A 14,355-nucleotide genomic window follows, 5' to 3' on the forward strand; every position below is an offset into this window, starting at 1 on the left:
CATAGTCAGGTGGCATTAGCGAAGAGGTCACACCCGTTCCCATCCCGAACACGGCAGTTAAGCTCTTCAGCGCCGATGGTAGTTGGGGGTTTCCCCCTGTGAGAGCAGGACGCCGCCTGGCATGTTAAGACAACTTAATGATTTAAGTTGTCTTTTTTGTTGGCGTTTTTTCTTTAGGGCATTATAATGGGGACAGAAAATATCGTGAAAAGCTATTGTGGGATATTTGTTATAGAAGGAATTTGTTTCATGAATGCAGTGATAAAGCGTTTACTTTTAATGTTCGGATTTAAGTATGAACATTCCGAAAAATCTAACATATAGCTTGAACCTTGACAGTATACCCGTTCAATTGATAACCTACTAATAATATTTTTCGGTCAGGGAGGCTTAAATATGTGGGAAGATAAGTTTAAAAAAGAAGGGTTAACGTTTGATGATGTATTGCTTGTACCAGCTAAATCAGAGGTGCTTCCTAAAGATGTATCGTTGAAGGTGGAACTTACGCCAAGTTTGAAATTGAATATCCCGATGATTAGTGCTGGTATGGACACAGTAACAGAAGGAGATATGGCGATTTCAATGGCACGTCAAGGCGGTCTAGGAATTATTCACAAAAACATGAGTATTGAGCAGCAGGCGGAACAGGTAGATAAAGTAAAGCGTTCTGAAAGCGGCGTTATTAGTGATCCATTCTTTCTGACACCGGAACATCAAGTGTTTGATGCTGAACATTTAATGGGCAAATACCGTATTTCAGGTGTGCCAATTGTGAATAGTCAAGAAGAGCAAAAGCTTGTTGGAATTTTAACAAATCGTGACCTGCGTTTTATTCAAGATTATTCAATTTTGATTACAGACGTTATGACAAAAGAAAATCTTGTTACGGCTCCTGTTGGTACAACACTTCAAGAAGCAGAACAAATTCTTCAAAAGTACAAAATTGAAAAGCTCCCACTTATTAACGAACAGGGTGTATTAAAAGGCCTGATTACGATTAAAGACATTGAAAAAGTTATCGAGTTTCCTAATTCAGCTAAAGACGCTCAGGGACGCCTTCTTGTGGGTGCTGCTGTTGGTGTAACAGGCGATACGATGAAACGTGTTGAACAGCTTGTAAAGTCACAGGTAGACGTCATTGTGGTGGATACAGCGCATGGTCATTCGACAGGCGTTATTGAAACGGTAAAAGATATTCGTTCCGCCTACCCTGAATTGAACATTATTGCTGGTAATGTAGCGACTGGAGAAGCAACGCGTGCACTGTTTGAAGCAGGCGTAGACGTTGTGAAAGTGGGAATTGGTCCTGGTTCCATTTGTACGACACGTGTGGTAGCAGGGGTCGGTGTACCGCAAATTACCGCGATATATGATTGTGCAACAGAAGCACGTAAATATGGAAAAGCCATCATTGCAGATGGAGGAATTAAGTATTCCGGTGACATCGTTAAAGCAATCGCGGCAGGCGGAACTGCTGTTATGCTTGGAAGTCTTCTTGCTGGTACGACGGAAAGCCCAGGCGCAACAGAAATCTTCCAGGGACGTCGTTTTAAAGTATATCGTGGTATGGGTTCTGTGAGTGCGATGGAAAAAGGATCCAAAGATCGTTATTTCCAGGAAGATGCGAAAAAATTCGTCCCAGAAGGTATTGAAGGCCGTATCCCTTACAAAGGTCCGCTTTCAGATACATTGTATCAATTAACAGGTGGACTTCGTTCAGGTATGGGTTACTGCGGAACGAAAGACATTGATGCACTTCGTGAAGACGGCCAGTTTATCCGCATGACGGGTGCCGGTCTTCGTGAAAGCCATCCACATGACGTTCAAATTACGAAAGAAGCACCAAACTATTCAGTATAAGATAAGACACCTGTCCGGAGCGGACAGGTGTCTTTTTGTTCATAGTCATAGGTATTTTACCATGTGATGAAAAGACTCACCGATAATAGTCCATGGCTGCGTAATAGAGAAGCCATTCCGTTCATATAGGCGGATTGCGGCTTCCTTTTTCGTTTCGACATTCAGCGAAAGTTTGCTACCCCCATGCTCCGCCGCTATATACTCTGCGTATGTAAGAAGTGCCGTGCCAATGCCAGAACCTCGAAAATCAGGATGAACGCAGACTGTATCGATATACCATTCATCTAGATGAGCTTCCCTATCGAGAGTAATTCTGATCCCTTTCTTTTCGTTCAACCAGCTAGATAAGTTTAAATCCAACTCAATCGCATCTGTTCCAAAATATAGAACGAGAATACCCGCTGGAGTTCCACTTTGTTCTGCAATATATGTGTAACGATATGAATGGCGGTTGTCACTGCGTATAAATAGTTTCATTAACGCGGTCTCAGCCGCCTGCTTATTTGTCTCTCCGGTCAGTCGGTATGCAATGTCTCCGATTGCCTCTAAAATGAGCGATACAGAGAAAGAAGCGTCTCCTGGTACAGCTTTTCTTACAAATGTTTTCATCTTGTACACCTCCACGTTTTATTATAAGACATCTAGGTCGTTTCGCGTCTGTTTTTCCATTGAAAATGTATGGTACAATAACGAAAGTGTGACATAACAGATGGAGGGGTTTTTAGTTTGAAAAAGAGAAATGGGTATCGGATTGGCACTGCTTTTTTGAGCGTAATGTTGTTAATTAGTTTGTTAACGCCAGGTGGAATGAAAGTAAATGCGGCTTTTGATGTGAACGCTTCAGCGGCCATTTTAATTGATGCGGACACCGGACAGATTTTATACGAAAAGAATGGAAATAAGCTTCTTGGTGTAGCAAGTATGTCGAAAATGATGACCGAGTATTTGCTCCTTGAAGCAGTAAAAGAAGGAAAAATCGGCTTTGACGATACATATCAAGTATCTGATTATGTATATACCGTTTCGCAAGATCGCAGTCTTTCAAATGTGCCGCTGCGTGCAGATGAAACATATAACATGCAAGAATTGTATGAGGCAATGACGATTTATTCTGCGAATGCCGCAACAATTGCAATCGCTGAAAAAATTGCCGGATCTGAAGCAGAGTTTGTCAAAAAGATGAATGAAAAAGCGAAAGAACTCGGTTTAGAACAATATAAATTTGTGAATGCGACTGGCTTGAACAATAAAGATTTAAAAGGTCATCATTCAACAGGCGGAGAAACGGATGAAAATATGATGTCTGGCCGCGATGTCGCAACACTTGCCTATCGTTTAATGAAAGATTATCCGGAAGTGCTAGAAACAGCAGGCATACCAAAAAAGAAATTCCGTGAAGGCACGGACGACGAGATTGCGATGGAAAATTGGAACTGGATGCTCCCATCACTTGTTTTTGAGTATGAAGGCATGACAGGTTTGAAAACAGGCACGACTGATTTTGCCGGCTACTGTTTTACAGGTACAGCTGAGCGAAATGGCCAAAAGCTGATCGCGGTTGTCATGGATGCGACAAGTGCTAATGGGGAAGGAACGTACAATGCCCGCTTCGTGGAAATGAAGAAATTACTTGATTACGGATTTGGTCAGTTTGAACGAAAAGAGATTGTAGCAGCTGGAAATCAAGTAAAAGGTAATGAAACATTGCCCGTTCAAAAAGGAAAAGAGAAAGAAGTAACGATTCAAACGAAGTCAGATATTGCAATTTGGGTGCAAAAAGGTTCAAAAACGAAATATAAAGTAAATGTAGTGCTGAATAGTTCGGATTTAGATGAAAATGGAAAGCTGACAGCACCTGTTGAAAAGGGAAAAGTGGTTGGTTCTGTTGTAGTGAAAGATGATCAAGGAAAAGCAGTTTCATTTTTAAAAGCAGCCGGTCAGGCACAATTAGAGACAGTTGAAAAAGTAGAAAAGGCTAACTGGTTTACTCTTTCAATGCGTGCGATTGGCGGCGGGATTGCCAGTGGATGGAACTGGATCGTTGATAAAGTAACTGGTTGGTTTTAATAAAAATCACCTTCTGCTATTGACAGAAGGTGATTTTTCGTGTTTAGTATGATTTATGAAATTTATAAAAAATCATATTTTTTCGTTAACACTAGGAGGAATTATCAATGAACACTGGAACAGATCGCGTTAAACGGGGAATGGCTGAAATGCAAAAAGGCGGCGTTATTATGGACGTTGTCAATGCAGAACAGGCGAAAATTGCGGAAGAAGCAGGCGCAGTAGCCGTTATGGCACTTGAGCGCGTACCTTCTGATATTCGTGCAGCAGGCGGCGTTGCCCGCATGGCAGATCCGCGCATTGTAGAAGAAGTGATGAACGCTGTGACCATTCCAGTTATGGCGAAAGCACGTATCGGTCATATTGTCGAAGCACGTGTACTTGAGGCGATGGGTGTTGATTACTTAGACGAAAGTGAAGTATTAACTCCAGCGGATGAAGAATATCATTTGTTGAAAAGTGAATACACAGTACCATTCGTTTGTGGATGCCGCGATCTTGGTGAAGCAGCACGCCGTATTGGTGAAGGTGCTTCAATGCTTCGAACGAAGGGTGAGCCTGGTACAGGAAATATTGTTGAAGCAGTTCGTCATATGCGCAAAGTGAATGCGCAAGTACGCAAGCTTGTTCATATGAACGATGATGAAATTATGACAGAAGCGAAATTACTCGGTGCACCATTTGAAGTGCTTTTGCAAATTAAAAAAGAAGGCAAGCTTCCAGTCGTAAACTTCGCGGCAGGCGGAATTGCAACACCGGCTGATGCGGCGTTGATGATGGAGCTTGGTGCAGACGGCGTGTTTGTTGGCTCTGGTATTTTCAAATCAGACAACCCAGCAAAATTTGCGCGTGCGATTGTGGAAGCGACAACTCATTACCAGGATTACAAATTAATTGCAGAACTATCGAAAGAACTTGGTGAGCCAATGAAAGGAATCGAAATATCTAAAATCGCGCCAGAACAACGCATGCAGGAGCGCGGCTGGTAATGATGAAAATTGGTGTTTTAGGACTGCAGGGTGCTGTTCGTGAACACGTTCGCTCGATTGAAGAAAACGGAGCGGAAGCGGTTGTGGTCAAATGGCCGGAACAGCTTGATGAGCTGGATGGGTTGATTTTGCCAGGCGGTGAAAGTACGACAATGCGCCGCTTGATTGACCGGTACGGATTTATGGAGCCACTACGCTCGTTTGGAGAATCTGGCAGGCCGATGTTTGGTACATGCGCGGGACTTATTTTGCTTGCAAGCGACATTGTAGGCTACGATCAGTCACATTTAGGGTTAATGAATATTACGGTAGAACGCAATTCGTTCGGTCGTCAAAAAGAAAGCTTTGAAGCAGAGTTGTTTATTAAAGATATAGCGGATGATTACAATGCAGTTTTCATCCGTGCCCCTCATATCGTATCAGTAGGTGTTGGGACAGAAGTATTGGCGGAGTGCGATGGCCGTATCGTCGCAGCGCGAGATCGCCATTATCTCGGTTGTTCATTTCATCCTGAACTGACAGATGATCATCGGATTGCCCGTTACTTTATTGACATGGCAAAAGCGTCAAAAGCGTCACTTGCGAATTCGTGAAAAATAGTGTAAATTAGACATAAATTGAATAGTGAAACGCGATGAAGGAAACGAGTAGCATGCTTTTTTTCTAAAAGAGAGCCGGTGGATGGTGCAAACCGGTGTGAAAAACATGTGAATCCATTCTGGAGCGGAGTGCTGAACTTAATAAGAGTAGGCATTTTCCGGCGCAGGCCGTTAAAACGAAGTTGAGAGGAAAGCAGTGTGCTTTCAATCTGGGTGGTAACGCGGAATATAAACTTCCGTCCCTTTTATTAGGGGCGGGAGTTTTTTTATTTTTAAAAGGAGGAATTGTATATGCTGGATATGAAGTATTTGCGTTCGAATTTTGTAGAAGTGAAAGAACGATTAAAATTTAGAGGCGAAGATATGAGTGCGTTTGAAGACTTTGAAGCGCTGGATCAAAGACGACGGGATCTGCTCGGACAGACGGAAGAATTAAAAAGCAAGCGAAACAGTGTATCACAGGAAGTCGCCCGCTTAAAAAGAGAAAAACAGGATGCGGATTCATTGATCGTCGAAATGCGTGAAGTTGGCGAAAAAATTAAAGCATTTGATACAGAGCTTCGAGAAACGGAAGAAAAGCTTGAGAGCCTTCTTCTCAACATGCCGAACATTCCGCACGAAAGTGTACCAGCCGGTGAATCAGAAGATGATAACGTCGAAGTACGCCGTCATGGAGATATCCGTGAGTTTAATTTTGAAGCGAAACCGCACTGGGATGTCGCGACAGATCTTGATATTTTAGATTTTGAACGCGCGGGCAAAGTGACAGGAAGCCGCTTCACATTTTACAAAGGGGCAGGTTCAAAGCTTGAACGCGCATTGATTAGTTTTATGCTTGACTTGCATACAGAAGAGCATGGTTACACAGAAATGATGCCTCCTTACATGGTCAATCGGGCAAGCATGACAGGTACAGGACAGCTGCCGAAATTTGAAGAAGATGCGTTCCGAGTTGAAACGGAAGATTATTTCTTAATTCCGACAGCAGAAGTGCCGGTGACGAACTATCACCGCGACGAAATTTTAAATGCAGACGATCTGCCAATTAGTTATGCCGCATATAGTGCAAATTTCCGCTCTGAAGCAGGATCTGCAGGACGGGACACACGCGGATTAATTCGCCAGCATCAGTTTAATAAAGTTGAAATGGTACGTTTTGTAAAACCAGAAGATTCTTATGCGGAGCTTGAAAAATTAACAGGCCACGCGGAAAAAGTACTTCAATTGCTTGGACTTCCATACCGTGTGCTAAACATGTGTTCAGCGGATCTCGGTTTTACAGCAGCGAAAAAATATGATATCGAAGTATGGCTTCCAAGCTATAATACGTACCGTGAAATTTCTTCTTGTTCAAACTTTGAAGGGTTCCAAGCGCGTCGTGCGAATATTCGATTCCGTCGTGAAAAAACAGGCAAACCGGAACATGTGCATACGTTAAATGGCTCTGGTCTTGCGATTGGCCGGACGTTCGCCGCGATTATTGAAAATTATCAGCAGGAAGATGGCAGTGTTATCATTCCAGAAGTGCTTCGTCCATATATGGGTGGTAAAGAGCGCATTACAAAAAAATAATTATTCTTTGGATAGCCTGTTTTGCCTATCCAATCTTTAAAAAAAGGTTGACGAAAGACAAAAGAGTATATATGATAATATTTATAGGAATAATCGGGTATAGAGTATACCGGTTATAACAAAAGTATATACTGTAACGTTACTGATCAGACAACTGAAAGTACACACTGTTTCTTTTAATGGTGTGTGCTTTTTTTGATCAAATTTAATGGAGAAGAAAGGGTGGGAATTATGACGAAAGCAGTCATTATCTATGGAGGAAACAGTAACCAATCCAGATTAAAAGGAATTCTTGATAAAGTGGAACATTTTTTCGGAAAGGAAGGCTTTTCATCAGACACGATTTACGTACATGAGTTACCAGCGGATGATTTAATTAAAGCAAATTTCAAAAGTGAAGCGATAATTGAAGCGAATGCAAAAGTGGAATCCGCACAAGTTGTGGTAGTACTAACACCTGTTTACAAAGCAGCCTACACTGGTATTTTAAAAACATATCTCGATTTGCTTCCGCAAAAAGGGCTGGAAGGCAAAACCGTTTTGCCACTCGTTCTAGGCGGCTCATTTGGTCACTTGCTCGTCATTGATTATGCATTGAAACCGGTGTTGTCGGCGCTTGGTGCAACGGATATATTAAGCGGTGCATATGTGCTTGATACACAAATTGAGTATACAGAGAATAATCAATACTTGATCTCCTCAGAAGCGGATGAACGACTTGACCGTGTCCTGAACACAGTTAAGGAAAAGGCGAAACGACATTCTTAAAAATCTATAAAAAGATTTAGGAAATGTATTGACGGGTTTATTTGTTTTATGATAAATTAAATCTTGTCGATACGGAGGGATACCCAAGTCCGGCTGAAGGGATCGGTCTTGAAAACCGACAGGGGAGTCAAATCCCGCAGGGGTTCGAATCCCCTTCCCTCCTCCATTACTAATACAAGTATATAATTAGAGATACGAACGTCCATCTGGAATAGTCCAGATGGACGTTCTTTTTATTTTTTAATAACGGTAAATCGGTCGGACAACAGCAGCCAATTTTGTGGAAAGGACAGACCAATTTTCCAGTAGGCCATTCCGCGCAGTTTCAATTCTTTTAATAGTGAAAACTTTGCATCAATTGAACGGGCATCTTCAAACCACACTTTATGAAGACGTCCGTTTTCATCTGTGTAGTCAATGTACGGTGCTTGAGCTACACGATCATAGCGGATGGACGCATTGTAACGAACAGCAAGACGGATCGCTTCCTGTGGGCTGATTGCACGGGCGGGCGGATTGCCAGGCTGAAATGGAAGAGTCCAGTCATATCCGTATAGATTTTGCCCCATCACAATTTTTGACGCGGGCATTACGCTTGAGGCAAATGTTAACACGTTACGAACAGGACCGATTGGTGATACGGCCATTGGCGGCCCGCCACTGTATCCCCATTCATATGTCATAATGACACTAAAGTCGACAATTTCTCCGTGTGCTTTATAATCGTGCGCTTCATACCACATTCCCGGCTGATCTGCACTTGTTTTCGGCGCGAGCGCTGTTGATACTGTTTTCCCTTCCCGATGGAACCGCTCTGTTGCCCGGCGTAGAAAACGATTGTATGCTTCGCGGTCTTCTGGGCGTAAATATTCAAAGTCAAAATGAATGTCACTGAAGTTAAACTGACGGGCGATACGGCTTATGTTGTCCAAAAGAGTTTGCTGTACTTTTTCATCATTTAATAAGATGTGGCCAAGCTCGTCGCTGAACTGGTCGTTTTCTTGATTGGTGATATCCATCATGAAGACAACACCATTCTGTTCGGCGACTGGCTGCAACGGCTGAATCGCAGGTTCTTCTAATGTACCATCTCGTTTTGCGTTAAAACTGACCGGCGCGAAATACGTTAAATGAGGAGCGGCTGTGCGAGCGCTGTTTAAAAGCGCTGTGGAATAACCGGAGGCAGAAGGTTGAATATAGCCCGTGAATTCTGCCCGTGTTTTCGGTGCCATTGGAATACGCAGCTCTCTTCCAATTTGCAACGGAGCAGATTGTGACAAACCATTTAATCGTGTCAGATCCTCTACCTTTATTCCGTATTTTTGGGAAATACTCCAAAGACTGTCGCCGGCAACAACGACATAAAAATTTCCGGACACTGGAATGACGAGAGCCTGACCGACGACAAGACGATCGGGGTTTGGCAATTCATTTGCCTGGCTGATCGTCTGTGAAGTCGTTCCATATCGTCTTGCGATTTGAAATAACGTATCGCCGCTTTTGACCACATAAATATGCAAAAACGTATCCCCCTCTCTGTACTATTTGTACAAAGAAAACGCGTTATTTATGCCTGCTGTTTTAGTACATTGATTAATTCACAGACAGATCGAATATCTGCACCTAAAACGGTCTCCATCATTTTAAGTGCATATTCATTAAATTCAGGGCGTTCAGATGCGGTCGCATCTTTCGGGACATATACGTTAAATTCGCGCATATACGCATCGTTCGCTGTGAAAAAAACACATATATTTCCGGCCACACCGGTTACGATGACTGCCTTTGTATCGAGTTCTTGGAGCAGTGTGTTTAAAGCGGTCTGATAAAAAGCGGAATGTTTCGGTTTAATGAGGAAATAATCACTATGATCCGGTTTTATTTGCTGTATAATAGGAGCGCTCAAGTCATTTTGAGTATGATCGATAATAAGACCTATATCAGCTTTCCATAACTTATAATGATCATTCACATAAACGACGGGTATATTATTCGACTGACAATACTTTTTTAGCGTTAAAATAGATGGAACGATATTGTATGTGAATTCGGCTAATTGCCTGCCTTTTGGAAAATTAAAATCATTGATCATATCGACAATAATCAAGGCGAATTTTTTCTTCATGTTTAAACCTCCCTGTTCCATAGTATTACCCGAATTTTGACGGAAAGGATCATGAAAAATGGATGAATTTTTTATGAAACTAGCAATAGAAGAAGCAAAGAAGGCAGAGCAACTCGGCGAAGTGCCGATTGGAGCGGTTATTGTAAAAAACAATGAAGTCATCGCGTCTGCCCATAATTTACGGGAAACGACGAAAAACGCTGTTACTCATGCAGAACTTTTAGCCATTGAAAAAGCATGTGAAGCCGTGGGATCATGGCGATTGGAAGAGACGACACTTTACGCCACATTGGAGCCGTGTCCGATGTGCAGCGGAGCTATTTTATTATCGCGTATTGACCGAGTCGTGTATGGAGCTGTCGATCCGAAAGCGGGATGCGCGGGCACATTGATGAACTTACTTGATGACAGCCGATTTAATCATCGCTGTGATGTTGTATCTGGCGTTTTGGCGGGAGAATGCGGGATGCTGCTGACAACTTTCTTCCGAAACTTGCGTCAAAGGAAAAAAGAAAAGAAACAAAAGATGGAATAATACAATCATTGCTTTTTGCCGCGCTGGGTAGTATAATTATCTTTACCGTGCTAAGTGGGGAGGTAGCGGTGCCCTGTATCCGCAATCCGCTCTAGCGGGACTGAATTCCTTCTCGAGGCTGTTTAATTGTAGGGTCTGCCTTTTGTAAGTGGCGTTGACGCCCGGGTCCTGCGCAATGAGAACCCATGAACCATGTCAGGTCCGGAAGGAAGCAGCATTAAGTGGACTTTCTCATGTGCCGTGGGGGAGCCTGGGCTGAGCTAACTGCTTAAGTAACGCTTATGATTAGCAGTCGACAGAAGGTGCACGGTATACATAATGAAAAAAGATGTCCGGCTTGCCGGATGTCTTTTTTGTTGCTTCTTTTAATAGTAAAGGTGTGTACGTTCGTTTATAATAGAGCAAGGAATGTGGAGGAGGAAGACAATGAGTTATCAGGCATTATACCGTGTATGGCGGCCGCAAAATTTTGCAGATGTCGTTGGGCAGGAGCACATAACGAAAACGCTTCAAAATGCTCTCCTTCAAGATAAAATCTCACATGCTTACTTATTTTCTGGTCCGCGCGGTACAGGGAAAACGAGTGCGGCTAAAATTTTGGCAAAAGCGGTCAACTGTGAAAATGGTCCGGCAGCTGAACCATGCAATGAATGTGCATCTTGCCGCGGTATTTCTGACGGATCAATTCAAGACGTAATTGAAATTGATGCGGCTTCAAACAATGGGGTCGATGAAATTCGTGATATTCGTGATAAAGTAAAATATGCTCCAGGTTCTGTCCGGTATAAAGTGTATATTATTGATGAAGTGCATATGCTTTCAACAGGTGCCTTTAATGCCCTTTTAAAAACACTTGAAGAACCCCCTAGGCACGTCATGTTTATTTTGGCAACAACGGAACCTCATAAAATTCCATTAACGATTATTTCTCGTTGTCAGCGGTTTGATTTTAAACGAATTACTGCACAGGCGATTACAGGACGGATGAAACTTATTTTAAATGAAACCGGTACAGCATTCGAGGAAGCAGCGCTGCCGATTATTTCTCGTGCAGCAGAAGGTGGAATGAGGGATGCGCTTAGTCTTCTTGATCAGGCGGTTTCTTACAGCCGCGACCAATTGACGGAAGAAGACGCGCTCACTGTAACCGGTACAGTTGGCCAAGAAAAGCTGAATGCTATTGCCAAGTTCGTCCATGAACAGCAAGCGGCGGGAACGGTGCAGACGCTTCATGGTCTCCTTATGGAAGGTAAAGACCCTATCCGCTTTATAGAAGATTTTATCTTGTATTTCCGTGATATGCTTCTATATAAAATGGCACCAGATCTCGAAGAGTCACTTGAACGGACGATGGCTGATGCAGAGTTTGTTGAAATGGCCGGTCAATTTTCTGAGCAGGCGATCTATGAATATATTGCCACACTAAATAAAACGCAGCAGGATATGAAATTTACAAATCATGCCCGTATCTACCTTGAAGTGGCGCTTGTGAAGATGTGCAGGATGAATGTAAGGGACGAATCGATAGTGTCTGTACCGGGAATGGAGGGGCTACTTGAAAAAGTAAACAGGCTTGAGCGGGAAGTGCAAGAGTTGAAAAGCCGTCCGACAGTTACAATGGAGCCGGAAGCAGTACGTCCAACCACAAAAAAACCAGCCCGTTCGGGTGCTCAATTTAAAGTAGCTGTGCCGCAAGTTGAGAAAGTTTTGTTGGAGGCGACAAAGCAGGATATCCAAAATATTAAAAGCCGCTGGGGTAGTATGATTGGCTACTTAAATGAGCGCCAAATGCGCTCGCAGGCTGCTCTTTTAAACGATGCAGAACCAGTAGCTGCTTCAAACGACTCATTTGTGTTAAAATTTAAATATGAAATTCATTGTCAAATGGCTTCAGATAATAAAGCGTTTATGGATTCCATTTCGACAATTTTAAATGAGCTGACAGGAAAACCGTACCGTCCTCTTGTCGTGCCAGAAGAGTCATGGCTTGAAATACGTCGTTCTTTTTTGAAAAAACAAAAAGAAGATGGCGTGTATATACTTCCTGTTGACTCACCTAACAGTGATGTACAGGAAGAAGAAGAGGATCCGCTTGTTTCGGAAGCGTTGAAGCTTGTCGGTGAAAAGTTTCTTGAAATTAAAGACTAAATTACATGGAGGATGATGAACATGATGCGTGGCGGAAATATGCAAAATATGATGAAACAAATGCAGAAAATGCAGAAGCAAATGCAGGAAGCACAGGAAGAACTAGCGGAAAAGAAATTTGAAGGTTCGTCTGGCGGTGGAATGGTGAAGATTAGCATTTCGGGACAAAAAGAAATTGTTGATGTACAAATCAAAGAAGAAGTTGTTGACCCAGAAGACATTGATATGTTGCAAGATCTCATTCTAGCGGCAGTCAATGATGCATTGAAAAAAGTTGATAACGAAACAAATCAGAGGATGGGACAGTTTACGAAAGGGATGAACCTTCCTTTCTAAAAAGGAGGCAATTAGGGATGTACTATCCTGAACCAATTACAAAATTGATCGACAGCTTCATGAAACTGCCGGGCATTGGGCCGAAAACTGCGGCTCGCCTGGCTTTTTTTGTGTTAAATATGAAAGAAGAAGACGTGCTCGATTTTGCTAAAGCGCTCGTTAATGCAAAACGTGATCTCGGTTATTGTTCTGTCTGTGGCCATATTACCGATCAGGATCCGTGTATAATTTGTAAGGATGAGCGGCGTGACCGGAGTATAATCTGTGTTGTACAAGATCCAAAAGACGTCATCGCGATGGAGAAAATGAAAGAATATAATGGTCTGTACCATGTGTTAAACGGTGTTATCTCTCCAATGGAAGGAATCGGACCAGAAGACATCAATGTACCTGATCTCTTGAAGCGTCTACAGGATGAGACGATCAAAGAAGTCATTCTGGCGACAAATCCAAATATCGAAGGGGAAGCGACTGCTATGTATATTTCTCGTCTCTTAAAACCATCTGGTATCCGCACAACTCGTATTGCTCATGGTCTGCCAGTTGGCGGTGATCTTGAGTATGCAGATGAAGTGACACTGTCTAAAGCGATCGAAGGCCGCCGCGAGCTATAGGAGGATTCAACATGTTTTTTCGAAAAAAACAAAAGATAAACGAAACGTACGATGAGAAATTGATTGAATTGCTCAATCGGTCTCAAAAAGAATGGTTTCAACACCGGGAACTGCTCCGACTTAGTTTTGAACAAAACGATGAGCTGGAGGCACAGACGAAAGCAGCACAGGCGAAATACTTTTTCCTTTTCAAAGAAGCAAAAAAACGTCATATACGCATAAAAGAATAAAGAGCTCCCATAAGATAATAAGGGAGTGTGATAATGAATGAGGCAGATACTATTGTTTGCAGCACAGGTTTGTAAAAAAATGATTATAGGTGCCTTTTCTCTATATATAATGAATGTATTGGTTAACCATGCTGGATTGCATATTCCAATGAACATCACGACAGCATTGATAGCAGGTTTTCTCGGGCTGCCAGGCATTTGTATGCTGGCAGCTATTCAAATTTATATTTTCAAATAAAAAAGCAAAAAATGTTGACGTGCTCATTACATAGTGTTATATTAGTAAACGTTGCTGCTGAAAAGCGAAAAACAACATTAAAAAAGATATAAAGGTTTATTGACATTTAAAATTAAGAACGATATAATGGTTAATGTCTATAAAAAAAGTAGATTGAACATTGAAAACTGAACAAAATCAATAAAAACGTCAACGTTTTAGTTTTAAATCTTATCTGGTAGATGCCTGTCATCTGCAGATAAACAAATGAGCAAGTCAAACACTTTTTGGAGAG

Annotated in this window: 15 protein-coding genes, 1 tRNA gene, 1 rRNA gene, 1 other RNA gene and 1 other annotated feature; of the genes, 15 read left to right on the forward strand and 3 right to left on the reverse strand. The window is 42.3% G+C overall.

Features of this window, described 5'->3' with window-relative positions:
- Positions 1–5: 5 nt before the first annotated feature.
- Positions 6–121: ribosomal RNA gene (rrf, locus tag A3M5_RS0117355) — 5S ribosomal RNA — on the forward strand.
- A 275-nt stretch (positions 122–396) separates the two neighbouring features.
- Complete coding sequence (gene guaB, locus A3M5_RS0117360; RefSeq protein WP_018395063.1) at positions 397–1,860, forward strand: IMP dehydrogenase; 1,464 nt, start codon at positions 397–399, stop codon at positions 1,858–1,860.
- A 45-nt stretch (positions 1,861–1,905) separates the two neighbouring features.
- Here guaB and A3M5_RS0117365 read toward each other — a convergent pair whose 3' ends face one another.
- On the reverse strand, positions 1,906–2,469 hold the full coding sequence (locus A3M5_RS0117365; RefSeq protein ID WP_018395064.1) for a GNAT family N-acetyltransferase: 564 nt from the start codon (positions 2,467–2,469) through the stop codon (positions 1,906–1,908).
- A 117-nt stretch (positions 2,470–2,586) separates the two neighbouring features.
- Here A3M5_RS0117365 and A3M5_RS0117370 point away from each other — a divergent pair, with 117 nt between their 5' ends.
- From A3M5_RS0117370 to A3M5_RS0117395, 6 genes are all read left to right on the forward strand, one after another.
- Positions 2,587–3,927, forward strand: coding sequence for a serine hydrolase (locus tag A3M5_RS0117370; RefSeq protein ID WP_018395065.1), 1,341 nt, complete (start codon positions 2,587–2,589; stop codon positions 3,925–3,927).
- Positions 3,928–4,034: 107 nt separating this feature from the next.
- Complete coding sequence (gene pdxS, locus A3M5_RS0117375; protein ID WP_018395066.1) at positions 4,035–4,916, forward strand: pyridoxal 5'-phosphate synthase lyase subunit PdxS; 882 nt, start codon at positions 4,035–4,037, stop codon at positions 4,914–4,916.
- Positions 4,916–5,509 (forward strand): pyridoxal 5'-phosphate synthase glutaminase subunit PdxT, encoded by a 594-nt coding sequence (gene pdxT, locus A3M5_RS0117380; protein ID WP_018395067.1) that lies wholly within the window; start codon positions 4,916–4,918, stop codon positions 5,507–5,509. The genes pdxS and pdxT overlap by 1 nt, the downstream gene beginning before the upstream one ends.
- A 32-nt stretch (positions 5,510–5,541) precedes the next feature.
- Positions 5,542–5,762, forward strand: a binding site (T-box leader).
- Positions 5,763–5,806: 44 nt separating this feature from the next.
- Entirely contained in the window at positions 5,807–7,087 is a 1,281-nt protein-coding gene (serS, locus tag A3M5_RS0117385) for a serine--tRNA ligase (RefSeq protein WP_018395068.1), read from the forward strand.
- A 231-nt stretch (positions 7,088–7,318) separates the two neighbouring features.
- Entirely contained in the window at positions 7,319–7,855 is a 537-nt protein-coding gene (gene ssuE, locus A3M5_RS0117390) for an NADPH-dependent FMN reductase (RefSeq protein ID WP_026221790.1), read from the forward strand.
- A 73-nt stretch (positions 7,856–7,928) separates the two neighbouring features.
- A tRNA-Ser gene (locus A3M5_RS0117395) sits at positions 7,929–8,021 on the forward strand.
- Positions 8,022–8,088: 67 nt separating this feature from the next.
- On the opposite strand, the gene A3M5_RS0117400 is transcribed toward A3M5_RS0117395, so the two are convergent.
- A complete protein-coding gene (locus tag A3M5_RS0117400; RefSeq protein ID WP_018395070.1) occupies positions 8,089–9,375 on the reverse strand; it encodes a glycoside hydrolase family 18 protein in 1,287 nt (428 codons plus the stop codon).
- A gap of 47 nt (positions 9,376–9,422) precedes the next feature.
- Positions 9,423–9,980 carry a cysteine hydrolase family protein gene (locus tag A3M5_RS0117405; RefSeq protein ID WP_018395071.1) on the reverse strand — a complete coding sequence of 186 codons (558 nt, stop codon included), beginning with the start codon at positions 9,978–9,980 and terminating at the stop codon, positions 9,423–9,425.
- Positions 9,981–10,038: 58 nt separating this feature from the next.
- On the opposite strand from A3M5_RS0117405, the gene tadA reads away from it, so the two are divergent.
- The 7 genes from tadA (at position 10,039) to A3M5_RS23270 (ending at position 14,081) form a co-directional block, all read left to right on the forward strand.
- Positions 10,039–10,515 (forward strand): tRNA adenosine(34) deaminase TadA, encoded by a 477-nt coding sequence (gene tadA / locus A3M5_RS0117410; RefSeq protein WP_018395072.1) that lies wholly within the window; start codon positions 10,039–10,041, stop codon positions 10,513–10,515.
- A gap of 45 nt (positions 10,516–10,560) precedes the next feature.
- Positions 10,561–10,825, forward strand: an RNA gene (gene ffs, locus A3M5_RS24110) — signal recognition particle sRNA large type.
- A gap of 116 nt (positions 10,826–10,941) precedes the next feature.
- Complete coding sequence (gene dnaX / locus A3M5_RS0117415) at positions 10,942–12,663, forward strand: DNA polymerase III subunit gamma/tau (RefSeq protein ID WP_018395073.1); 1,722 nt, start codon at positions 10,942–10,944, stop codon at positions 12,661–12,663.
- A 24-nt stretch (positions 12,664–12,687) separates the two neighbouring features.
- Positions 12,688–12,999: a YbaB/EbfC family nucleoid-associated protein gene (locus A3M5_RS0117420; RefSeq protein WP_034299556.1), complete on the forward strand. Its 312-nt coding sequence runs from the start codon at positions 12,688–12,690 to the stop codon at positions 12,997–12,999.
- Between the two features lie 17 nt (positions 13,000–13,016).
- Entirely contained in the window at positions 13,017–13,613 is a 597-nt protein-coding gene (gene recR, locus A3M5_RS0117425; RefSeq protein ID WP_018395075.1) for a recombination mediator RecR, read from the forward strand.
- A gap of 11 nt (positions 13,614–13,624) precedes the next feature.
- The gene (locus A3M5_RS0117430) at positions 13,625–13,843 is read left to right on the forward strand and encodes a YaaL family protein (RefSeq protein ID WP_018395076.1); all 219 of its coding nucleotides are present in this window, start codon (positions 13,625–13,627) and stop codon (positions 13,841–13,843) included.
- 37 nt (positions 13,844–13,880) lie between these two features.
- Complete coding sequence (locus A3M5_RS23270) at positions 13,881–14,081, forward strand: pro-sigmaK processing inhibitor BofA family protein (RefSeq protein ID WP_018395077.1); 201 nt, start codon at positions 13,881–13,883, stop codon at positions 14,079–14,081.
- Positions 14,082–14,355: the final 274 nt, after the last annotated feature.

It is taken from the genome of Bacillus sp. 37MA, from assembly GCF_000372765.1.
Classification (GTDB): Bacteria; Bacillota; Bacilli; order Bacillales; family Domibacillaceae; genus Domibacillus; species Domibacillus aminovorans.